The organism is Aeromonas sp. 82P, from assembly GCF_051919365.1.
GTDB lineage: Bacteria > Pseudomonadota > Gammaproteobacteria > Enterobacterales > Aeromonadaceae > Aeromonas > Aeromonas veronii.
In genome coordinates this window covers 4,248,342-4,270,371 of record NZ_JBQBEV010000001.1, presented here as the reverse complement: position 1 = coordinate 4,270,371, position 22,030 = coordinate 4,248,342, and the positions used below count along the sequence as shown (strand labels likewise).

Here is a 22,030-nt window from a genome sequence, read left to right as displayed (position 1 = left end):
ACGAGCAGAATCGAGGAGCAGGATGAGCTGCGACAACTGTCTTGCCACCGCCATCAGGGCCAAGCTGGGGCGCTGTCCGGTCTGCGCTGGCCAGACCTTCGTCATCGGCCTGATTGGCTGGCTGGTCTGGTGGTGGTGCGGCGCCGACACCTCGGTCAACGCCCTCACCGGCCTGCTGTTTGCGCTGGGTGGCTCGGGCCTGTTGCTGCTCCATCTGGTGGTATTTGTCTGGCGCAAGGCGACCGGACGTGAATTGAGCGATGAATGAATCTGAATAGATTCAAACAGATAAATAACAATATCGGTGTAGATATGGAGGTTCAGATGATTGCAATGGTAACGGGCGCCTCGTCCGGTTTTGGTGAGTCCATCAGCCGCCAGCTGGTGCAGGCGGGCTACAAGGTGATCGGTACCGGTCGCCGTGCCGAGCGGCTGGCTGCGCTGGCTGACGAGCTGGGCGAGCAGTTCCTGCCGCTGGCGTTCGACGTGCAGGACAAGGCGGCCACCCGCGCCGCCATCGCCGGCCTGCCAGCCGCCTGGAGCGAGGTGGATCTGCTGGTCAACAACGCCGGTCTGGCGCTGGGGCTGGAGCCGGCCCACAAGGCGGATCTGGAAGATTGGGAGCAGATGATCGCCACCAACATCAGTGGCCTGACCCTGCTCACCCGATTGCTGCTGCCGGGCATGGTGGCGCGCAATCGCGGCCACGTCATCAACATCGGCTCCATCGCCGGCACCTACCCCTATCCGGGCGGCAACGTCTACGGTGCCACCAAGGCGTTCGTGAAGCAGTTCAGCCTCAACCTGCGTGCCGATCTGGCGGGCACCGCCATCCGCGTCACTAACGTGGAGCCGGGCCTGTGCGGCGGCACCGAGTTCTCCAACGTGCGCTTCCACGGTGACGATGCCAAGGCGGCCTCCGTCTATCAGGGGGTGGAAGCGATCCAGCCGGAAGATATCGCCAATACCGTGCTCTGGGTGAGCCAGCAACCGGCCCACGTCAACATCAACAGCATCGAGATCATGCCGGTGGCCCAGACCTTCGGCCCGCTCAATATCAGCCGTCGCTGATCGCTGCATTGGCTGAAATGAAAGAGGCTCCCGTGGGAGCCTCTTTGCGTTGGCGAGCCGATTACAGGCTCATGATCTTTTTGAACTCCTCCGGCGAATACTTCTTCTCGGTGCGCTTGGTGAGATCCGTCATCAGCTTGTAGCGCAGATCTTTGGCCATCTGATAGGTCTGCTCCAACTGGCCATAGGAGTAGTCGGCGGCCAGCCCGATGGCGGTAGCCTTGTCGCTGGCATAGGCCTGCTTGAGGCTCTTGTCGAGGACGGCGACCTCCTTGTAGAGCTTGGTGCTCTCCTTGCTCCAGACGCCGCGCAGCAGCGGCAGGTACTTGTCCGGATCGGCGCTGGCCAGCGCGGTCAGGCTGCGGAACTGCCAGTAGGCAGAGTCATCGGAGTAGCTGTCGCTGCCGGTGCGATAGGGCAGGGGATAGGATTCCAGGGTGTTGTAGAGCGGCACCATCACTGATTCGGCCAGCACGCCGTAGCTCTGCCAGATGAGCCCCTGCAGCTCTTTGGGCATCTCCTTGCGCAGCTGGATGACGTGGGATTCCAGCTGGCGATCGACGCGGATCGGCCGCTCCGCCTTGCCCGCGAGCGGCGTACCGTCATAGGTGGCGCTCAGCACCCTGGCCACGTCCGGCATGGCGATGGGGGCATCCGGCTTCATAAACAGTGGATATTGCGCCTGCCGGGTCGCCTGTTTGTGGGAGGCGGTCAGCATTTTTTGGCCGAGCCACTCCCGATCCACGTTGTAGGGGTCGGCAATCACTCCGAACGCCTTGGCGAAGTTGAAATCTTTCGGGTCAGCGTTATCCAGCAGTTTGTGTGCGCGTACAAATTCCAGCAGCTTGGGCGAGTGCTGCACATCGGCGCTGTCGAGATTGACGCCGTGGATGCGCAGGCCGTTGGCCACCATGGCGTAGCTGTCGTCCGGCACCCGCACCGCGATCCAGTGGTGGCCGGAGCCAATCTCCATCAGCCAGGCCTCGTTCACATCCGCCACATAGAGGCTGTTGCCCTCACCGGCGCCATATTGCTCCACATAGCGGCCAAGCAGCGCGACCCCCTCTTTGGCCGTCTTGGCCTGCGGCAGGATCAGGGTGGGGATGATGGCTTCAATCACTCCCTTCTCGATCAGCGGATCGGCTTTTTGGGCCTTGTCGTTGACCTCGGCACTGGTGGTGGCCGAGATGGCGACGTTGAACTCGTTGATGCCGCGCTCCTCGTAATATTTGCCTGCCGGGTCGCTGGACGTAGCATCCCAGTCACGAATGGCTGAGTAGGCGAAAAACGCCTTTGGCATCGGCACTTCCAGCCCGTTGCCCAGCTTCCAGACCTTGCCCTCATTTTGCTGCGCGGGCCGGAAGGCGAGGTACTTGTTCCAGTTGTTGACGCCAAAATCCTCGTTTCTGGCGATCATCACGCTGCCATCGGCACTGGCCCCCTTGCCGACGATGAGGCCGGTACAGGCGTCGGCACTGGTGCCAAGCAGGGTGAGCAGGGTGACGGAGAGAAGGCTCAAGGTGTGTTTTTTCATAGGTGTACCCGAAGGGTTGCGGTGAGTGAGAGTCAGGCGAGGGGATGAGGTGTAGGGAGGCTGCAACTCCGAACTGGCAGCGGAGTGAGCACGGCAGATTGGTCTGCCTGTTATTGGTTTGACGAACAGATCATCCATGACACGGCTGGCTGGTTGTGATGTGCGCCAAAATTGTATTCCTGAGTGGTTGTTTATTTTGTGATCGAGCTGCGGTTCCTGACTTTTCTCTGGCGTCGTGGTGCGTGGACGGCAAAATGTGCCAAAACAGTGTGAACTGGCAGCAGATGAGTCATGATTCTGACGCCAGTTTGCGTGGGGGACGTGGTGAGAGCCGCCATCTCTCTGGATCTCGCACTATCTGACAAGTTGGCCTGTAACTTGCTGGTTTAATTGATAATGGTGGGGCCTGACGCCCCATGTGACCGGGTCAGCCTGTGCCCATTGCCGCAGATGCGCACCGAATTGGAGCCCCCATGGATATCAAACCCTACAGCCAGCAGCTTGCCCAGAGCGCATCTAACAACCGTGCACTCGCTACCCTCAACAGTGCCAGTAGCGGCGGTCAGGGCGGTGGCTGGGAGGAGATGGTCAGCCTCTCCACCCAGCGCATGACCGGCCAGGCCCAGCAGGTGCTGACCTACGAACATCTGGCCAAGAACAACAAGTTGCCACCGGCGCTGGATATGAGCTCCGACAAGGGGGGCGTGGTGCAGCAGCTGGTGGACAAGGCGCTTGGTTTCGATCGCAAGAAGTTCAACGAGATCGAAGAGAAGCTCAAGACCATCGCCGATAACAAGAAGCTGACGCCGGAAGAGCGGGCGGAGCAGAGCAAGCCGCTCAACGAACAGCGAGAGGCGATGCTGAAAGAGGCAATGGATCGCCTGACCGGCAAGAAGAGCTCATCCACAGATGAGGCCAAAACCGCCTGATCCTGCCGCTGTTCTGAGATCTACCCGGTCGGCACCGATGGGCCAGTGTCGACCGCCGATGGGCAAGCTTCTGCCACCTCTTTTGACCTCACCTCCCCACAGGCGCACAATGTCCGCGCATTGAGCCAGTCGAGGAGTCCGCCGTGTACAACTTCCAATATGCCAATCCGACCCGCATCTGTTTCGGCGAGGGGCAGATCGCCAGCCTGCCCGAACTGATCCCGCCCGGCAGCCGGCTGTTGGTGCTCTACGGCGGTGGCAGCATCAAGCAAAACGGCGTCTATGAGCAGTTGACCCGGGCGCTGGAGGGCGTGACGTGGCAGGAGTTCTCCGGCATCGGCGCCAACCCCAGATACGAGCTGTTGATGGAGGCGGTGGTGCAGGTGAAGCGCGAGCGCATCGACTTCCTGCTGGCGGTCGGTGGCGGCTCGGTAGTCGATGGCACCAAGTTTGTCGCGGCGGCCGCCTGCTATGAGGGGGATGATCCCTGGGATATCTGCGGTAAACAGGCGAGCGTGCACAAGGCGCTGCCGATGGGCTGTGTGCTGACCCTGCCGGCCACCGGCTCCGAGAGCAATCCCACCTCGGTGGTGAGCCGGGGGGATGTGAAGATCTCCTTCAGAAGCCCGCTGGTGCAGCCGCAATTTGCGGTGCTCGATCCGGCGACCACCTACAGTCTGCCACCTCGCCAGACCGGCAATGGAGTGGTGGATGCCTTCGTCCATATTGCCGAGCAGTACCTCACCTTCCCGGTCGGCGGTGAGGTGCAAGATCGGCTGGCGGAAGGTTTGCTGCAGGTGCTGGTGGAGAACGGCCCCAGGGCGCTGGCGGAGCCGACCAACTATCAGGTGCGGGCCAATTTGATGTGGGCGGCCAGTCTAGCGCTCAACGGCCTTATCGGTTGCGGGGTGCCGCAGGATTGGGCCTCTCACGCCATCGGTCATCAGCTGACGGCGCTCTACGGGCTGGATCACGGCCAGAGCTTGGCGGTGGTGCTCCCCTCACTGCTGCGTGAGCGGGCGAGCCAGAAGCAGGACAAGCTGGCCCAGTTTGCCGAACGGGTGTGACATTCGACCCGCGAGGACAAGGCCCTGCGCATCGAAGAGGCGATCATCCGCACCGAGCAGTTCTTCCAGAAGATGGGATTGGGTACCAGGCTGGCTGACTATGGCCTCAGCGAAAGCTGCATTCCGGCGGTCTGCTCCAACCTCAAGCGGGTGGGGCGCACCGCGCTCGGTGAGCAGCAGGATATCGACCCGGATCGGGTGGCGCGCATTCTCGCCCGCGCGTTATAAGCCGGTGTCGGTTTGTTTCCCTGGCTGATTCATTTTCCCAATTAAAGAGGGCCGCTTGTTGCGGCCCTCTTGCATGACGGGTTAGCCGATCACTCGGTGCGTGCCTTGAGATAACCGGCGTAATCCGGGATCTGTACGCTGAACGCTTGCCGCATATGGGGGCTGTCCATGATGAAGTCGGCGGTCGCTTCGTTGGTGGCGACCGGGATGTTCCAGACTGCCGCGAGGCGGAGCAGCGCCTTAACGTCCGGATCGTGGGGTACCGCATTGAGGGGATCCCAGAAGAAGATCAGTACGTCGATCTTCCCTTCGGCGATCAGGGCGCCGAGCTGCTGGTCGCCACCCATGGGGCCGGAGAAGAGGCAGGTGATGGGCAGCTGTGCCTTCTTGCCGAGCATGGTGCCGGTGGTGCCGGTGGCGTAAAGATGGTGGAGCTTGAGCTCCTCCTTGCGCCGCATCACCCAGTTCAGCAGAGGGGTCTTCATGTTGTCGTGAGCCACCAGTGCCACCCGTTTGTGGGGCGCCATCTCGCGTGCAATCTGTTCCATGGAAATCGTCCGTAGCATTGTTATTGGAAGAGAGTCGTATCCTAATCGAAAGCCATGACAGATGCTGTGTCGGGCGTATTAACTGTGATCCTGTCGAAAAGTTTTCGGGTCATGGCTGCTCAAATGAAGAGACCCGCGCTGGCGGGTCTCTTTGCTTGCAGGCCTGCTGGCTCAGGAGCCGTGATGCAGTTGCGACTGCTGGTAGTTCTCCAGCCCGATGCGATCGATAAGATCGAGCTGGGTCTCCAGCCAGTCCACGTGCTCCTCCTCATCCTCCAGGATCTCCTGGAACAGGTCGCGGCTGATGTAGTCCTGCACCGACTCTGCGTAGGCGATGGCTACCTTGAGGTCGGGGATGGCATCCATCTCCAGTGAGAGGTCGCAGCGCAGCATCTCTTCCACCGTTTCACCGATACGCAGCTTGCCCAGATCCTGCAAATTGGGCAGCCCTTCGAGAAACAGCACCCGCTTGACCAGCTCGTCTGCGTGTTTCATCTCATCGATGGACTCGTGATACTCCTTGTGCCCGAGCGCCTTGAGGCCCCAGTCATCGTAGATGCGGGCGTGCAGGAAGTATTGGTTGATGGCAATCAGCTCATTGGCCAGCACCTTGTTGAGGTGGGCAATGATCTTGGGATCTCCTTTCATCGACAGTGCTCCTTGGTTCGTGCCTGAGGCTTCGATCGTTAGAGCTTAGTCCAGAAAAGTGACAACAAGAGGTCTGGCGAGCCAGCTCGCCTGAGAAAAGGGGTGACCCTGTTGGCGGGTCGCATCAGAAAAGAGGTGTCCGGATCAGGCCACTTCGTAGTAGAGCACGGGTTGCTCCTGCTCCATCTTGTCGAGTTCGGCGGCAATGATCTCCATGGTCATGCGCACGCATTTGCCACATTGGGCGCCCACCTCGAGCGACTGCTTGAGCTGGCGGAATTCGCTTTTACCTGACTGCACCGCTTTGCGGATCTGGGTATCTGTGATGCCGCGGCACAAACAGACGTACATGATGGTCACCTCTTGTGGAATGAGATGAAATCTAAATGAGAATGGTTCGTAGTGCAAATAACCATTGGTAATAAGATCCCCTGCTTGCCACTGTGCAACCCCTTGGGGACAATGCTGGCAACCAGAGGAGATCACCATGCTCAAGAAACTGTTCAGCGCCCTGTTCGGGGGCGAGCCGACCAAGGCGCCGGAAGTCACTCCCACCGAATATGCCGGCTATCTCATCTATCCAGAGCCCATGGCAGAAGGTGGCCAGTATCGGTTGGCTGGCCGCATCACCAAGGTGCTGGACGGCGTGCTGCAAACCCATCGTTTCATCCGCTCCGATCTGTTTGCCAATCCGGCCGATGCCGAGCGTTTCATGGTGCAGAAGGCCCACACCTTTATCGATCAGATGGGAGATCGCATGTTCGAGCCCCGCAAACCGGCTAACAGCCAAGCTTCATGACACTGCAAGAGGTCACCCTGCTGCGCGAGGCGCTGGCCCGCGCCGGTGAACGGCGCCTGATCTGGCTGGAGGGGGAGGAGGCCGAGTGCATTGCCCGCGCCCAATCCCTGCTCGGCGAGACCGTTTTTTGGCTGGGGGCCGGGCCCGAGTGTTATGCCCCTCAACCCGCTGCCAAGGCGCTGCAGCGGCTCGGTCAGGAGTGCGACACGCTGGTATTCAACGCCTTCAGCGGCTTTCATCCCGACGCCTTCGGGGCGCTGGCGGGCACTCTATGCGCCGGTGGCTTGCTGTTGCTGCTGACGCCGCCCAGAGTAGAGTGGCCTTCATGGCCGGATCCTGACCGGATCCGGCTGGTGGCGCAGCCGGAGGAGGCGGGCCGGGCGGGTCATGGCTTTATCGCCCGGCTGGTGCGGTTGCTGGAAGGTGATCCTGCCCTCTCTCTGGAGCCGCCGGTTTGCTCGCAGCCGTGGCAACCGATTGGGCCGGAGCGCAGGCTGAGCTGCGATCAGACACGGGCACTGCCCGCCATCCACAAGGTGTTGCACGGCCATCGTCGTCGGCCACTGGTGCTGAGCGCCGACCGCGGCCGAGGCAAGAGTGCGCTGCTGGGGCTGGCTGCCGCCGAGTTGCTGCGCCAGCAACCCTCGCTGAACATAGTGGTGACGGCCCCCTCGCAGGCAACGGTAGCGACCCTGTTTGCCCACGCCGCTCGCGGGCTAGATACTACGCCGGAACAGCTGACCGGACTGAGCTACTGCTCGCCTGATCGGCTGGTGCACGAGGCGATGAATCCCGATCTGCTGCTGGTGGATGAAGCGGCCGCCATTCCGACCCCGCTGCTCGAGGCCATGCTGGCCCGCCACAGCCGCATCGTGTTTGCCACCACCGAGCACGGTTACGAGGGGACGGGGCGCGGTTTTCATCTGCGCTTCAAGCGGGTGCTCGATAGCCAGACCCCGGAGTGGCAGGAGATCCACCTCTCTGAGCCCATTCGCTGGAGTGAGCGTGATCCGCTGGAGCCGCTGATTTTCCGCCTGCTCGGCCTCAATGCCGAAGTGGCGGCGCCTATGTCGCCGACCAACCCGAGCTGGCGTCTGGTCAGTCAGGAGGCGCTGGAGAGCGATGAGGCGTTGCTCAACCAGCTGTTCGGCTTGCTGGTGCTGGCTCACTACCAGACTACGCCGAGCGATCTCAGATCCCTGCTTGAGAGTCCGGATCTCGACATCCATCTGCTGGAGCAGGATGCGAGCCTGCTGGGAGTGGCGCTGGTGGCGCGGGAAGGGGGAATAGAACCCGAGCTGGCCGAGGCGATCTGGGCCGGTCGCCGCCGTCCGCGCGGCCATCTGCTGCCCCAGTCGCTGCTGGCCCACGCCGGTTTTAAAACGGCGGGGGGGCGCAGCTACGCCCGGGTGATGCGTATCGCCATCCACCCCGAGCTGCACCGGCACGGACTGGGTTCGCTGCTGCTTGGCAGGCTTGAGGAGCACTATCGTCAGATTGGCATCGGCTACCTCGGCTCGGCCTTTTCGGCCAGCGCCGACCTGCTCCCCTTCTGGCGCAAGGCAGGACTGACGGTGCTGCGCATCGGCCTGCAACGGGATGCCGCCAGCGGCTGCCACGCAGCCCTGCTGCTCAAAGCGCTGAAACCCGGACATGAGCCCGAGTTGGATCAGTGGCAGCAGCGTTTTGTTCGCCAGCTGCCGACCCTGCTGGCGGGTGAGTTGAAAGGATTGGATCCCGAGCTGGTATGGCAATGTCTGCAAGGCAGCATCGTTACCGCAGCGGAGCTTGGCGAGTTCGAGCGCGATGAGGTTGAGTGCTTTGCCCATCATCACAAGCCGTTTGAACTGAGCCAATGCAGCCTGCAGTTGTGGCTGGCGCGCAATCTGGCTGTGTTGGCTTCACTGACTCCTGACGAGCGTTATCTGCTGATCGCAGCCATCTGGCAATATGCCGACTGGGGAAGACTGGCTGCGAGGTTGCAACTGGCTGGCAAGCCCGCCGTGATCAAGAGTTTGCGGGCGCTGCTGGCGCGTCTCTTGAGTTCCTCTACCACTCGATAGGTTTGCCCTGCCAGTCGAGAAAGCTCAGTTCACCATCCGGTTGCAGCCGGTTCATCAGGTTAATCAGATGGTCGGCTACCAGCTCGGGACTCTGCACATTTCCTGGCGGTACATTGGCGTGAAACGGGCGAGAGAGTTGGGTATCCACTGTGCCGGGGTGGAAAGCCAGCAATTTGACGCCGGGGGCCCGCCGGGCCAGCTCGATGGCGGCACACCTGAGCAACATGTTGAGGGCTGCCTTGGATGCACGATAGCCATACCAGCCGCCCGCTCGGTTGTCGCCAATGCTGCCGACACGAGCGCTGAGAACGGCCAGAGTGCAAGGCTCGCGGCCAAACAGCGGTAACAGCTGGCTGATCCAGCGCAGCGGCAGCAGGGCGTTGGTCTGGTAGAGACGGGTCATGGCATCGAGATTGAGTGATTCGAGCCGCTTCTCCGGCTGGATCTCCTCCTGATGCAGGATGCCGTTGCAGATCACCACCCTGTGCGGTCTCGGTGCCAACTCCGCGATGCGCGCCACCACTTCTGTCATCTGCTCATCGCTGTAATCACAACATAGCCAGTGCAGACCCGGCGATGAGAGGCCAGCAGGTGCGGGCTGACGGCTGATGGCAATCACTGGCCCGCCCCCCGCCGCCAACCAGTGTGTTACCAGAGCCGCCCCGATCCCGCCAGAAGCACCAATCACGACTATGCCTTCACTCATTTCAGGCTCCTTGTGAGTACATGATGGATTTCACCATCCGCCAATGTTGTCCTGATTGGCAGATACGATCCCGCCAGCCTGCGGGATCAAGCGGTTAACGATGCAATCTTGCCGAGATCCGAGCCGTTGGGTGAATTCCATTCCTATACTGAGGGAAAACCGCAGCGGTCTGCTGCCCGCGCAACCAGAATGAGAGTCACCATGATGTCCAAAGATGGGGAAGAGCGTAAATCTATCCTGACCGAAAGTGGCACCAACGAGCTTGAGATCATCGAGTTTCACCTCAAGAAGCAGCTACCGGACGGCCGTGAAAAAACCGCTTATTACGGGATCAACGTCGCCAAGGTACGCGAGGTGATCCGGGTGCCGGAGACCACCGATTATCCCAATGCCCAGCGTCATATGGTGGGGGTATTCTCCCTGCGGGAGCGCCTCATCCCGCTAGTGGATCTGGCGGGTTGGCTCGGCATCAAGACCAACCCTGACCCCAGCCACAAGGTGGTGATCGTCACTGACTTCAACAAGATGGCCAACGGTTTTCTGATCGACAGTGTCAGCAGGATCCACCGGGTCTCCTGGGAGGATGTGGAGTCCCCCAGCCAGTTTCTGGAAGCGGGGGAGAACGACTGCGTGGTGGCCGTGGTCAGACGCGATGGCAACCTCATCATGATCCTCGATTTCGAGAAGATTATCGCCGATATCAACCCCGAGCTCAGCATGGAGAAGTACGACGTCACTCAGGACCGCAAGGTGCTCATCGACGATCGCATGATGGCGCTGCGTCAGGGCAAAACCATCCTGGTGGTGGATGACTCGGCCTTTATCCGCAAGATGATCGAAACCACCCTGCGCACCGCTGGCTACAACGTGATCACGGCCAAGGACGGGGGAGAGGGGCTGGAGATGATGACGGATTTCGATCGTCTGGCCCAGGAGGAGAGAATGCCGGTGACCGGCTTCGTCAATGCGGTGATCACCGATGTGGAGATGCCGCGCATGGATGGCATGCACCTGCTCAAGCGGCTGCGGGACACTCCCTCCTACAAGGAGATGCCCATCGTGATGTTCTCCTCTCTGATGAGCGATGACAACCGCCAGAAAGCGCTGCAACTGGGGGCCAACGATACCATCACCAAGCCCGAGATAGGGCGGATGGTGGGGATGATGGATCATATGCTGCTGGGGATTGCCCCGCCTTCGCCCGCCAACAACATCTGACCTGCCGTTAACTTCCAATTGGCCGGTCGAATTCACTGACCGGTTGCCTCAAGCGGCCACTCCTTGCCAAGAAGTGGCCGCGCTGTTTTGGCTGCTTGCTGCGATCCCGACGCCCCTTGTCTCCCGGATATGATTTATGTAATGATAATTATTATCATTTGTTGGTGTGAAGCATATGACAGCAACCTGGGTGAAGGGGTGGGTCGAGTCGACCGAAGGTGGCAGCAGCATGAGTCACTGGAAACAGCAGACCAGAGAGGGCAACCGGCTGTTTGACTGCGGCGAGTATCATCAGGCGTTGGCCCATTATCAGCAGGCGCTCTGGCTGGCTCGTCAGCAATTGGTGCAGTGGCATGACGCCGATGAGGCGGTGGCGGCGCTGGTGGTGGCTCACCACAATCTGGCGGATCTGCTGGTGGCCATGACCCTGCCCGATCGCGCCGCCGACCTGCTCTGCTATGTGCACGACTGCCTGCTGGCGACCTGTCACTCCCCCGCTTGCTCCTCTCGCCTGCGAGAGGCTGCTTTGCGCCATACCCGCACAACCCGTGCCGAGTTGCTGACGTTCGTACAGCGCCACGGCAGCCACGCCGGGATCATGCGTTCGCTCGGTCACTGCCTGTGTCAGAACGAGCCCTCATCCCGGCTCCATTAATCCGAACAGAGGTCATCATGAGCCATACCCTGCCAGCCCTGAACTATGCCTACGACGCACTGGAACCCCATATCGATGCCCTGACCATGGAGATCCACCATAGCCGTCATCACCAGACCTATATCAACAACCTCAACGCCGCACTGGAAGGAGCGCCCGAGCTGGCCGCACTGCCGGTAGAGGAGCTGCTGCGCCGCTTCGATACCCTGCCTGCCACCTTGCAGGGGGCGGTACGCAACCATGGCGGCGGCCATGCCAATCATTCCCTGTTCTGGCTGGTGATGAGCCCGCAGGGGGGCGGTGAGCCGGGTGGTGAGCTGGCTCTGGCCATCGAGCGGGAATTGGGGGGATTCGATGCCTTCAAGCAGGCCTTCACTCAGGCGGCCCTGAGCCGCTTTGGTAGCGGCTGGGCCTGGCTGGTGCTGGACAAGGCTGGCAGATTGCAGGTGGAGAGCAGTGCCAACCAGGATAGTCCCCTGATGCATGGCCATACCCCGATCCTGGGGCTGGATGTGTGGGAGCACGCCTACTATCTCAAGTACCAGAACAAGCGTCCTGACTATATCGCAGCCTTTTATCAGGTGGTGGATTGGGCCGAAGTGGCCCGCCGCTATCAGGCGGTGCGAGGCTGACTTGGTCGCTGGGAATTGGTTTGCAGTACAGCCGCCACAACCCGCGCTGTAATAACAAGACCCGCCAGTTGGCGGGTCGTCTGTTTATGGTGTGGCTGTGCTGACACTGGCGGCTGAAGGGGTCATCGGCAATGTGGGCAAGGCCGCGCTGGGCATCTCTGCGGCGGTTTCTGCCGCGGGTTTAGCGGAAGTGACCGGCTCGGTCGTCGCCGCAGCGGATAAAGCAGGAGTGACTGGTTCAGTCGTGGCCGAGGCAGACGAAGTTGCCGACTCGGTGGCAACTGCGGCAGAAACTGCCGCTGGCTTGGCCTCATCCACCGCCGGTTTGGGCTGTTTGAGGCAGGGTTGCAGGCTGCCGATGGTGCTCAGTGACTGGCAAGGCACAGGCAGACCGATGGGGACCGGTGCCCCGAGGAATGGGCCCCTTGTCCAGTACATAGAGGTCGAGCAGCCCCATCAGGCGGGCAAAGACTTCCCGCACCCGGGTGCGGATCCCCTGATAGGCGCTGGGATCCTCGGCATTGAAGCCGACCGCATCGATACCGAAATGGCGGGCGATGAAAATGGCCCGCTCGTTATGAAAGCCCTGGGAGACCACGGTAAAGCGATCCTGGCCGAACACCTCTTTGGCGCGAACAACTGAGTCGAGGGTGCGGAATCCGGCGAAATCCATATAGATGGCGGAGGCGGGGATGCCCGCCTTGATCAGGGCGCGGCGCATCTGGCGTGGCTCGTTGTACTGCACGGTGGCGTTGTCACCGGAGACGATGATGAAGTCCACCTTGGCATTGTTGTAGAGCTCGGCCGCCGCCTTGATGCGGTATTTGAAGTAGTGGTTGGGGCCGCCACCGGAGAGATATTTGGAGGTACCCAGCACCACCGCAACCCGGTTGTAGGGCACCTTGTCCACCTGATCGTAGGTGTAGTGACGGGCGTCCGAGACGATCCACTCGCTGTAGCCCAGCAGCATGGCAATCAGGGCCAGCAGCAAAACGAGGCAGGCGAGGAGGATCTTGGCAAACTTCTTCATGCGCGGTGCGGTCAGGGTCTGAAGTTGGGAGTGGCTATCGGCATTCTATTACAACTCGGCCGCTGGCGTCAGGCTTGATAACGGGCGGGCACCTCATTCGGGCAGAGGTTGTCGCAGCAGAGGCCGGGAGAGCGGGAGGATAAAGCGAGGGGCTGCGGTGGCAGCCCCTCTGGTCGGTGAAGGTCTATCAGTGGGCGGAGTCGTTACCCTTGCAGGCATCGGACTCCTTGTTGGCTTGCCACCAGGGCAGCAGATCCCGGGCGAGCCACGCCTGATAGGCGTCGCTGTCGTTGGCGATCAGCCGGTCCAGCTCCCCTTCGAAGTCGCTCATCGCCTGCTGCCGATCCGGATTGCGCAGCGCCTGTGCCAGCGCCAGCCAGCTGGCGCCGCGACCGGTATCGTTGAGGAAGCGGTGCACGGTATAGGACCAGGAGTAGACCATCTCACCACCCTGGTCGTAGTCAAGGTGGAGGATCGCCGCCAGTGTTGGGCGCTGGTTGGCGGGGCGGTTTGCCACGTTATCCAGACCCCGGGCAAAGCACTGGCCGTGGGCGATGTACTCTGCAATCCCCTCGGCCCACCAGGTAGTGCGGTTTAGCGGATAGTGGCCGAAACTGCCGTACTGGTTGAAGCGACCATCCAGATAGTGAACGTACTCGTGGCGCAGGTTCCACACCTGGAAGGCAGGGCGTTTCCACTCCGCCTCATAGGCGAAGAAGCGGGCCTGATTGCCGGGGCGAGCCGGATCCCCCTCGATATAGATGCCGCCATTGTCGGTGGAGACACCAAACAGCGCGCTGCCGTAGCGGCCCCAGTCGGCGGAGGAGTTGAAGATCACCAGCTCCAGCGCTTCGTTGTGATCATCGGCTACCGGTTGCCAGCCAGTCTCCATCTGCTGGTGGAAGCGCTGCTCTTCATCACCCAGCTCGCGGCAGATCCCTTCGGCCTGAGCCTGGGTCAGATCCTGGGCGCGCAGACGCAGGGTAGGTGAGCAGGTGTGCTCGAACGGCAGAATATCTTCCATGCGGATCGCGGTACAAAGCTCGGCAAACTCGCCGCTGACACAGGCTTCGCTGGTGCGATCCGTGTAGGTGAGGTAGTAGCTGGAGAGGGTCAGGGATACCTCTTCCAGCATGGCAGCCGGATGCTGGCCGCCCGGGACAAGTCCCTGCTGGCGCATGATGGCGATGACATCGCGATCCAGCTGCTGGCGATAGGCAATCGCCTTATCCGGACTGGTGTGATGGAGGTAGCGCATCATCTGATAGAGGCGGCTGTGGGCATCGAGGATGTTGTTGAAGATAAACAGATCCCGTGAGCCATCGCGCTGTTTCCAGAGGGCCAGCTCGCTCAGGCCCAGTTGCAGCAGGCTCTGGCGCAATGCCGCCTCCTGTTGCAGCACAGCTGCGCTGAAGTCAGCCTGCTGACCGTAAGAGGCGCTCTGATCGACCAGATTGAGCAGCTCGAACAGGCCGTCGGCCCAGGGTTTGTGGCCATTGATCTGCGCCGCATGTTGCACCGCATAGCCGAGCACCTGGTTGAGCTGGGCCAGCATGGGGGCGGCACTCTGGCGGAAGGCGGCTTGCCCAAGTTGTCCCTGCGCTGCCACGCTCCAGGCTTCCAGCACTGTGCCAGCCTGATCCTGCGGTTCAGCTCCCAGCAGCAATGGGTGGTTGAGCAGATCAATCATTACCCCGGCCAGTGCCCGGGCAGCCTGATCACTCTCTTTGCCAACGCCGCCGTGGTAGTTGTGGGCGCGCACATAGTAGAGCAGCTTGTCCATTGCCGGATGGGTCGGCTGGTTGGCCGCCAGCAGAGCACGCATGCCGCGCACCACCGCCATCAGCTTGGCGTCATCGTGGCCGTAATCCGCCTGCCAGGCAGGACTGTTCTGGCCGCTCACGTCGGCTACCAGTTTGGCGGCATCGCTGTCGAGCAGATCCACATCGGGCTGCTCGGGCTCGGAGCAGAGACGACCGTTGGCGCGGCGGCACTCCAGCTGCTCCTCCTTGCTGGCCAGCACGATGGGGCGATTGAGCACCCGGCTCTCCTGCCACTCTTTGCTCTCTGGCAGGGGTTGCCACTCGCCGCCAGCGACCGGGTATTGGTAGCCGTTATCCTGCAGCGTCACCTGAACCTCGCTGCCAGCGGGGATCACCTGACGGCAGATGCGATAGCGGATGGTGTTGCTCCCCTCCTTGCGCTCCTGCGGCTCATCACACTCCTGCTGAGGCGTGAGCTGATCCAGCTGCCACTGATAGCGGCGCCAGACATGGATCTCGCTGACCTGAGCGGCAGCCTGACTGCCTGCCACCGGCTGCAGGCGGAAGAAGATCTGCTCCAACCGGCCATCCCGCTCACTCGGGGTCTCTTCAAGTACCTGCAACTGCTGCCAATCCTGCGGCTGATAGTGCCACTCCGACTCTGCGCAGCGGCCTTGTGCGTTGAGTTCGCAGCGATCCAGCTCCCTTTCGCTCTGACCCAGGATGATGGCTTGTGGCAGTGGCAGACGATCCTGCCGCTGGGCGGTCGGCGTGCCCGCCAGCTGCTCCCAGCGACCCTGCTTGAGGCCATAACCAAAGTCATAACTGCTGGCGGGAATGAGCTTGCCCGCCGGAATCCGATCTTCACAGCGCACGAAGCGGATCTGCCAGCCCGCATCTACCTTGAGCTGCGGCTCGCCACACTGCTGTTCGGCCAGTGCAGCGAGATCGCTGCTCTGCCAGTCGAAGCGACGGTAGACCCTGAGCTGCTGATAGGGGGCGTTGCTGCTGCGCGCCTTGAGCTCGTAAGTGATCTCGGTGATGCGAGCGGCCAGTTGCCGGCTCGATTCGCCAGTCAGCTGATACTGTCGCCAGTCATTGGGGGAGTAGTTGGCTTGCGCCGAGGATGTAGCCAAAAGCAGGGGGCCTGCCAGCAGCAGCCACCCGGTACCTGAACGGTTCATTTTTATCCCTTTGTTCTTGTTTGTGTATTGTCTTGCGAGTAATCGCAAGGCAATTTAAACAGTTCCAAAGGGATATCAATTGCCAATTAAAAATCAGATAAATCAATAAGATGGTGACTTTTTGAGTCTGATCGAATTATCGTGGGTTGGTGCCGCAGTAAGGACTCACATGTTTCTTTTTTGTTTTCAAAGAAGATCGGTAAATTGTGAGTCCGATCTCATTCAGCTTGTCGTGCCCGAGTGGTTTGTTGTCGGGCTACCTTGCCCAGCAGTTGGCGGGAGGGTTTGAGATTGCCGCCAAGGTCGGGCCAGGGGAGCCAGTGGTCGGGCACCATAAAGCCGGGCAGGGCGCTACGGATCCAGGCTGCCAGTTCGGAGTCGGGAACCGGCTCGCCGTGCCAGTCGATAAAGGCGGCGGGGCGTTGCCCCCACTCGTCGCTCGGTACCGGCACCACCAGCGCCTGGGCGACAGAGGGATGATCTACCAGTCGCTGCTCGATGGTTTCGGGCTGGATGTTTTCGCCACCCGAGATAAAGAGGTTATCGAGCCGTCCCTCTACCAGCAGTTCCCCTGCCGTAGTGAACCTTCCCTTGTCGCGGGTATGAAACCAGCCCTCGTCATCGAGGGGTCGTTCCAGCTCGCCATCTCGGTAGTAACCGGCGAATAGGGTGGTGCCGCGCACGCAGATCTCCTGCTCCCGGATGCACACCTCCCGTCCCGGTAGCGGTTTGCCAACTACGCCAGCATCGCCGGGGATAGCGGTGCAGACCTGACTGCCCATCTCGGAGAGACCATAACTCACCTTGGGTTCGAGCCCCATGGCGCAGAGGCGACTTACCAGCGGCTGCGGGATGGCGGCGCCACCGAGCAGCAATTCGCGCAGGCGGGTACGGGCGGGATCAAAACCCTCTGCCAGCAGGCGCCAGAGCTGGGTCGGCACCAGCGAGAGATGGGTAATGGGTTGCTGTTCAAGCCGCGCCTTGAGCCGCTGACTGCGATCGTCCAGCACCAGCGTGGCGCCCGCCAGAAAGACCCGAAACAGGATGGCGTAGCCGCCGACATGGAACAGCGGCAGGGAGAGCAGCCAGCCGCAGGCATCATCGAGGGGAATGAGGGTGGCAGAGCCGCGCGCCGAGGCAAGGTGGTTGCAGAGCCGGTGCACCACAGCTTTCGGCGTACCGCTGGAGCCGGAGGTGAGGATCATATTGTTGAGTTGGGTCGATTCCAGCGGCCACGCTTCCTCTCTTGCCGGCAGTTCGCGTGTGAAGTCGAGCTGCAAGGGCTGCCAGTTGCCTGCCGGGATCTCCCCTGCCGACCAGAAGGCATCGGCATCGAGTTGCACCGCCAGCTCACGCTGCTTTTCGAGAGGAAAGGCGGGATTGAGCGGGCAGAACACCACGCCGCTGCGCACGCAGGCCCACGCCAGCAGCACATCTTCCAGCGCACCGCGCACCACTGCTGTCAGATGATCGCCACGACGCACTCCGGCTTTTTCCAGCTGTTGGCACAGGCTGTTGAGGCGGGCATCGAGTTTGCGGTAACTGAGAGGCGAGGCGGTGTGGATGGCAATGCGGTTCGGGGCTGAGATTGCCCGGTGGCGTACCGGGCAAGGTGTCTGTTCGGGTGAACGGGAGGGGTCAATCACGGTAATACAGTTGCTCCAGTCGACTCAGATCCGGTTTGCCATCTTTCCCCAGCAGGTTGCCTGCCATCCAGCGGCGGGTATCCAGACCCGGCGCCTGTTCGGGAGCCCATTCGCCAGCCAGATGAAACAGCTGGTTCAGGCCCAGATCCGATTCGAAGCAGGAGGAGATGATCACCTTGAGCCGCAGTTCGCGGGCGCGGGCGATCAGCGCTTCGCAGTTGGCGAGTGAACCGAGCAGGGTAGGCTTGAGCACCAGCGCGCGCAGTTGCGGGATCGGCTCCCACGGCTTGCCTTGTGCCAGCAGTTCGTCCAGCGCCACCGGCATGCCGGTGCGGTTGGCGACAAAGGCGATGTCGGCAAAGTCGGCGCAGGGGTCTTCCAGATACTCGATGCGATTCGGGTCGAGGTGGCCGCAGAAGGTCCAGGCCTCCTCGCGAGTCCAGCCTTGGTTTGCATCCAGCACCAGCTTGATGGAGGGAAGGCGGTCGCACAGCAGGCGGATCAGCGCCAGCTCGTCACGCATCGGGTAGCGTGCCACCTTCAGCTTGGCCTTGCCGGGCGTGCGGTGCAGCCACTCTTTCCAGTTGCGCAGCAGCTCCTGGGGGGAGCCTTGAATGAGGGGATAGGGCTCCGGCAGCGGGTTGCGCTGCTCGGGCCATGTCCGGCGCGCGCAGTCGAGGCCAAATTGCACCGACGGCAGCACGGGGTTCGGGGTGTCGCCAGCGGCCAGGGCTGCCAGCGTGGCAAGGGCTTCTGCCTCTGCCTGTTGCAGGCTCTCTTTCGAGAAGCCGGGCAGGGGGGCGATTTCCCCCCAGCCGTCGTTGATGCGCACCAACAGCCCCTCTCGCGCCACCTCCACCTTGCCGTGAAAGGTCAGGGGCTGGGTAAAAGGCAGTTGATAGCGATACAGGGCTAGTGTCATCAGGGGTTCCGCTTGTATTTGGAGAAGTCGGGGCGACGCTTTTCGTTGAAGGCGTTGCGGCCTTCCTGACCCTCTTCGGTCATGTAGAACAGCATGGTGGCATTGCCCGCCAGCTCCTGCAAGCCCGCCTGACCATCACAGTCAGCGTTGAGGGCGGCTTTCAGGCAACGCAGCGCCATCGGGCTGTTTTGCAGCATTTCACGGCACCAGCGCACGGTTTCGCGCTCCAGTTCCGCCAGCGGCACAACAGTGTTGACCAGACCCATGTCGAGGGCTTGCTGGGCATCGTACATGCGGCAGAGGAACCAGATTTCGCGGGCCTTCTTCTGGCCGACGATACGAGCCATGTAGGAAGCACCCCAACCGCCATCGAAGGAGCCGACTTTCGGGCCGGTCTGGCCAAACTGGGCGTTGTCGGCGGCGATGGTCAGGTCACACATCATGTGCAGCACGTGGCCGCCACCGACTGCGTAACCGGCCACCATGGCAACCACAGGTTTCGGGCAGGTGCGGATGTCGCGCTGGAAGTCGAGCACATTGAGGTGGTGAGTCCCCTCGTCATCCCGGTATCCACCGTAGTCGCCACGGATCTTCTGGTCGCCGCCGGCGCAGAAGGCTTTCTCGCCAAAACCGGTCAGGATGATGGTGCCGATCTGATCGTCATAACGGGCATCGGCCAGCGCCTGCAGCATCTCTTTGACGGTGCGGGGGCGGAAGGCGTTGCGCACCTGGGGACGGTTGATGGTGATCTTGGCAATGCCATCGTTGGACTTGTGATAGAGGATGTCCTCGTAACCGGCGGAGCAATCTTGCCATTCAACAGGTGCATACAGTTCAGCTTCCGTCATTGCTTCAATCATGACTCGTCTCTTCTTGTTGGTTGACCCACTCCGCGAGGAGTCGGGCGAAGTTATCAGGCTGATGGGCGTGCAGATTATGGCCGCCATCCAGCACCAAGTGGTTGATTCTGCGATTTTGGTTCGCCAGCTGGCAAGCCAGCTGATGGAATTTGTGATCCCGCTTGCCACTCACATAAGTAACCGGCAGCTGGCTCGCCATGAGCCAGGGGGCGAGATCCGGCTGCTTGCCGAGCGAAGTGGCGCGCAGCATGGTGGCGATGCCCAGGCCGTCGTTGCCAAGGCGGTGGGCGATCTGGCGGGCCCGGGCCGCATCGTCAAGATCGGCAAACACCCCTTGCCGGTACCAGTCTGCCAGCACGTCAGCCAGGGGCTCACGCTCAAAGCGCTGCGCCCACTGTTCATCGTGCTGGATACGGGCGGCCCGCTCATTGTCTGGTAGCCCCGGGTTGCAGTTCTCCAGCAGCAGCCCCCGCAGCCCGGCGGGCTCGCGGCTGGCGTGATAGAGGGCCAGTCGCCCACCAAGCGAGTAACCCGCCAGCAGATAGCGTTCAATATTGCGGCTGGCCAGCTCGGCAACCAGCCACTGGTGGCTCTGTTCAAAGTCGCTGACGGTGAGAGCACTATGCTGGCCGTGACCCGGCAGGTCGAGGGCGATGCAGCGGATGGCGGGCAGCCGGTCGATCACCGGTTGCCAGTCGCCGCCATCCCCCAGCAGGCCGTGCAGCAACACCAGCGGCACATTGGCATCTTTATTTGCCACGGATGGCGGCCCCCAGCGCCTTGAGATCATCGGCCACCTGCTCGCTCGGTACCCGGATCTCGATCAAGGTAACGCCATGTTGGAGGGCGGCGCTGTAATCGCGTTCGAACTCGGGCAGGGTGGTCGGCGCCCGATAGGCGAGACCAAACATGGCGGCAGCATGTTCAAAACTGAGGCCGTGGGGCAGCCGGTAGTAGCTCTCCAGCAGCTCCCCTTCGGTGGGCACCGGCAACATACGGAAGATGCTGCCGCCATCGTTGTTGAGCAGGATCACCACCAGCGGTCGGCTCGCCTTGCTGAGCAGGGCGAGGCTATTGAGATCGTGCAGGGCGCTGAGATCGCCAAGCAGCAGGGTGGTGGGCTCATCGCTGCCCGGCTCTATCGATTGGGCAAACCCGTAGGCGGTGGCGATCAGGCCATCGATGCCGGAGGCGCCGCGGTTGGTCATCACCCGGCTCGGCCCCTTGCCCGTTTCGCCGAGCATATCCATCAGTCGGGCTGGCATGCTGTTGCCGACAAACAGTTGCCCTTCAATCAGGCGGTTAAGGCGATGGCAGACCCCAAGTTCGGAGAAGTGCTCGCAGGCAGCGGCGATCTGCTGGCTGGCGTTATGTTGCAGCTCGGCCAGCCGGTGCCAAGGGGCCTGCGCTGTGGTGACCGGATGGGCCGCAGCAAAGGCGCTGGCACTGCAGAGCAGCCGGTTGCGCAGCCGGTAGTCGGGATCGAGCCGCGCCGGTTGCGGATCCACCAGCCAGTAATCCTGCCATGAATGGTGCTTGATGAACTGGCCAAGCCGCTTGGAGAGAAGCCGCGCGCCAAATTGCAGCAGCACCTCGGCACGGCCCAGCTCGGCGACGAATTCAGGGTCGTTGAGCGCCATATCCATGTGGATGAGGTTGCGGCTGTCGAAGCGGATCTGGCTCTGCAGATCCGCCAGCAGCGGCCAACCAAGTTGCTCTGCCAGTTCGGCGACCACTTGTGCCTGTTCGGTGTCAGTGATCCTGCCGGCGACAATAATGCCGCGCTGTTGCCGAAAGGTTTCCCACTCCGCCTGAGGGGGGCAGGTCGGCTCGTTTTGCTGCCACGGGCTCCATGGCTTGCGCGAGCCGAGCCAGTCACTGAGGGGGGCCAGATAGTCGGAGAAATCCTGATAGTGCTCGCCCGGATAGAGGGGCTCGGGGTACATGCAGTTGAAGTGCACCACCCCGGGGGTGAGCGCCTGTTTGGCCAGCGCCTGATCCACTGAGCTCAGCACAAACGCAGCCGGAATGGTCGGGGTGGGGCTCGGCAGGTTCTGTTGATAGACGGGGTAGCGGCCGAAGAGCCCCTGCTGGTCGATCGCCTGATTGGCGCCGTTGTCGATAAGCTCGTGAGGGCGATCGGCGGAGAGAATAATCAGCGGCACGCCGGTGAGCTGGGCCTCTGCCACGGCGGGCCAGAGGTTGGCTACCGCGGTGCCCGAGGTCATGATCACAGCCACCGGCCGGTTGCTCCCCTTGGCCAGCCCCAGCGCCATAAAGCCGAGGCCGCGCTCGTCAAAGTGCAAGTGACGACGAAAGCCCTGATGGGCCGCGGCGGCCATGGTCAGCGGCGCAGAGCGGGAGCCGGGGGCCAGCGCGATATCGCGCACCCCGAGGCGAAAGAGCTCCTCCAGCAAGAGGGAGGACCAGACGTGGTTGAAGGTGGCGTGCTGGCTCGAAAACGGGGGGCAGGCAAACTCTTCGCTGGCAGGCTCTTTACGGGTGGGCATAGGGGCTCTCGTAGCGT

Annotated in this window: 19 protein-coding genes and 2 pseudogenes; 9 read left to right on the top strand and 12 right to left on the bottom strand. The window is 61.8% G+C overall.

Annotation, left to right across the window (positions count from 1 at the left end):
- Positions 1–22 precede the first annotated feature (22 nt).
- Together ACTG2S_RS19545 and ACTG2S_RS19540 are read left to right on the top strand one after the other, a co-directional pair.
- On the top strand, positions 23–268 hold the full coding sequence (locus tag ACTG2S_RS19545; RefSeq protein ID WP_005363187.1) for a DUF3624 domain-containing protein: 246 nt from the start codon (positions 23–25) through the stop codon (positions 266–268).
- A gap of 56 nt (positions 269–324) precedes the next feature.
- Positions 325–1,071: an SDR family oxidoreductase gene (locus tag ACTG2S_RS19540; RefSeq protein ID WP_005335978.1), complete on the top strand. Its 747-nt coding sequence runs from the start codon at positions 325–327 to the stop codon at positions 1,069–1,071.
- 61 nt (positions 1,072–1,132) lie between these two features.
- Here the strand turns inward: ACTG2S_RS19540 and ACTG2S_RS19535 are convergent, their stop codons facing one another.
- Entirely contained in the window at positions 1,133–2,605 is a 1,473-nt protein-coding gene (locus ACTG2S_RS19535; RefSeq protein ID WP_274161351.1) for a C69 family dipeptidase, read from the bottom strand.
- 473 nt (positions 2,606–3,078) lie between these two features.
- On the opposite strand from ACTG2S_RS19535, the gene ACTG2S_RS19530 reads away from it, so the two are divergent.
- The gene (locus ACTG2S_RS19530; RefSeq protein ID WP_005341510.1) at positions 3,079–3,534 is read left to right on the top strand and encodes a hypothetical protein; all 456 of its coding nucleotides are present in this window, start codon (positions 3,079–3,081) and stop codon (positions 3,532–3,534) included.
- Positions 3,535–3,677: 143 nt separating this feature from the next.
- A pseudogene (locus ACTG2S_RS19525) lies at positions 3,678–4,829 on the top strand (iron-containing alcohol dehydrogenase).
- A gap of 89 nt (positions 4,830–4,918) precedes the next feature.
- Here ACTG2S_RS19525 and ACTG2S_RS19520 read toward each other — a convergent pair.
- The 3 genes from ACTG2S_RS19520 to ACTG2S_RS19510 all read right to left on the bottom strand — a co-directional run bounded on the left by ACTG2S_RS19520 (position 4,919) and on the right by ACTG2S_RS19510 (position 6,376).
- Complete coding sequence (locus ACTG2S_RS19520) at positions 4,919–5,377, bottom strand: methylglyoxal synthase (RefSeq protein ID WP_005363178.1); 459 nt, start codon at positions 5,375–5,377, stop codon at positions 4,919–4,921.
- A gap of 171 nt (positions 5,378–5,548) precedes the next feature.
- A complete protein-coding gene (gene bfr, locus ACTG2S_RS19515) occupies positions 5,549–6,025 on the bottom strand; it encodes a bacterioferritin (protein WP_005354959.1) in 477 nt (158 codons plus the stop codon).
- 144 nt (positions 6,026–6,169) lie between these two features.
- Complete coding sequence (locus tag ACTG2S_RS19510) at positions 6,170–6,376, bottom strand: bacterioferritin-associated ferredoxin (protein WP_005335965.1); 207 nt, start codon at positions 6,374–6,376, stop codon at positions 6,170–6,172.
- Between the two features lie 136 nt (positions 6,377–6,512).
- Here ACTG2S_RS19510 and ACTG2S_RS19505 point away from each other — a divergent pair, with 136 nt between their 5' ends.
- Both ACTG2S_RS19505 and ACTG2S_RS19500 read left to right on the top strand, forming a co-directional pair.
- Positions 6,513–6,824 carry an HlyU family transcriptional regulator gene (locus tag ACTG2S_RS19505; protein WP_274161349.1) on the top strand — a complete coding sequence of 104 codons (312 nt, stop codon included), beginning with the start codon at positions 6,513–6,515 and terminating at the stop codon, positions 6,822–6,824.
- Positions 6,821–8,887, top strand: a complete 2,067-nt coding sequence (locus tag ACTG2S_RS19500) for a tRNA(Met) cytidine acetyltransferase TmcA (protein ID WP_279498766.1) — start codon at positions 6,821–6,823, stop codon at positions 8,885–8,887. The genes ACTG2S_RS19505 and ACTG2S_RS19500 overlap by 4 nt, the downstream gene beginning before the upstream one ends.
- On the opposite strand, the gene ACTG2S_RS19495 is transcribed toward ACTG2S_RS19500, so the two are convergent.
- A complete protein-coding gene (locus ACTG2S_RS19495; protein ID WP_279498765.1) occupies positions 8,874–9,593 on the bottom strand; it encodes an SDR family NAD(P)-dependent oxidoreductase in 720 nt (239 codons plus the stop codon). The genes ACTG2S_RS19500 and ACTG2S_RS19495 overlap by 14 nt on opposite strands.
- A gap of 201 nt (positions 9,594–9,794) precedes the next feature.
- Between ACTG2S_RS19495 and ACTG2S_RS19490 the strand changes: the two genes are divergently transcribed.
- The 3 genes from ACTG2S_RS19490 (at position 9,795) to ACTG2S_RS19480 (ending at position 12,098) form a co-directional block, all read left to right on the top strand.
- Positions 9,795–10,811, top strand: coding sequence for a chemotaxis protein (locus ACTG2S_RS19490; RefSeq protein ID WP_279498764.1), 1,017 nt, complete (start codon positions 9,795–9,797; stop codon positions 10,809–10,811).
- Positions 10,812–10,986: 175 nt separating this feature from the next.
- Complete coding sequence (locus tag ACTG2S_RS19485) at positions 10,987–11,466, top strand: hypothetical protein (protein WP_201953372.1); 480 nt, start codon at positions 10,987–10,989, stop codon at positions 11,464–11,466.
- A gap of 17 nt (positions 11,467–11,483) precedes the next feature.
- Positions 11,484–12,098, top strand: a complete 615-nt coding sequence (locus tag ACTG2S_RS19480) for a superoxide dismutase (protein ID WP_201953375.1) — start codon at positions 11,484–11,486, stop codon at positions 12,096–12,098.
- A gap of 84 nt (positions 12,099–12,182) precedes the next feature.
- Here ACTG2S_RS19480 and ACTG2S_RS19475 read toward each other — a convergent pair.
- The 7 genes and pseudogenes from ACTG2S_RS19475 to menD form a co-directional block, all read right to left on the bottom strand.
- Positions 12,183–13,128, bottom strand: a pseudogene (locus tag ACTG2S_RS19475) (ElyC/SanA/YdcF family protein).
- A 187-nt stretch (positions 13,129–13,315) separates the two neighbouring features.
- Positions 13,316–16,075: a collagenase gene (locus tag ACTG2S_RS19470; RefSeq protein ID WP_274161344.1), complete on the bottom strand. Its 2,760-nt coding sequence runs from the start codon at positions 16,073–16,075 to the stop codon at positions 13,316–13,318.
- Between the two features lie 218 nt (positions 16,076–16,293).
- Positions 16,294–17,721, bottom strand: a complete 1,428-nt coding sequence (gene menE / locus ACTG2S_RS19465) for an o-succinylbenzoate--CoA ligase (RefSeq protein ID WP_439983128.1) — start codon at positions 17,719–17,721, stop codon at positions 16,294–16,296.
- Positions 17,714–18,643, bottom strand: a complete 930-nt coding sequence (gene menC / locus ACTG2S_RS19460) for an o-succinylbenzoate synthase (RefSeq protein ID WP_274161342.1) — start codon at positions 18,641–18,643, stop codon at positions 17,714–17,716. Before menC ends, menE begins: the two co-directional genes overlap by 8 nt.
- Positions 18,643–19,503: a 1,4-dihydroxy-2-naphthoyl-CoA synthase gene (gene menB / locus ACTG2S_RS19455; RefSeq protein ID WP_005354934.1), complete on the bottom strand. Its 861-nt coding sequence runs from the start codon at positions 19,501–19,503 to the stop codon at positions 18,643–18,645. Before menB ends, menC begins: the two co-directional genes overlap by 1 nt.
- Positions 19,496–20,293, bottom strand: a complete 798-nt coding sequence (gene menH, locus ACTG2S_RS19450; protein WP_274161341.1) for a 2-succinyl-6-hydroxy-2,4-cyclohexadiene-1-carboxylate synthase — start codon at positions 20,291–20,293, stop codon at positions 19,496–19,498. Before menH ends, menB begins: the two co-directional genes overlap by 8 nt.
- The gene (menD, locus tag ACTG2S_RS19445) at positions 20,253–22,013 is read right to left on the bottom strand and encodes a 2-succinyl-5-enolpyruvyl-6-hydroxy-3-cyclohexene-1-carboxylic-acid synthase (RefSeq protein WP_274161340.1); all 1,761 of its coding nucleotides are present in this window, start codon (positions 22,011–22,013) and stop codon (positions 20,253–20,255) included. The genes menH and menD overlap by 41 nt, the downstream gene beginning before the upstream one ends.
- Positions 22,014–22,030 lie beyond the last annotated feature (17 nt).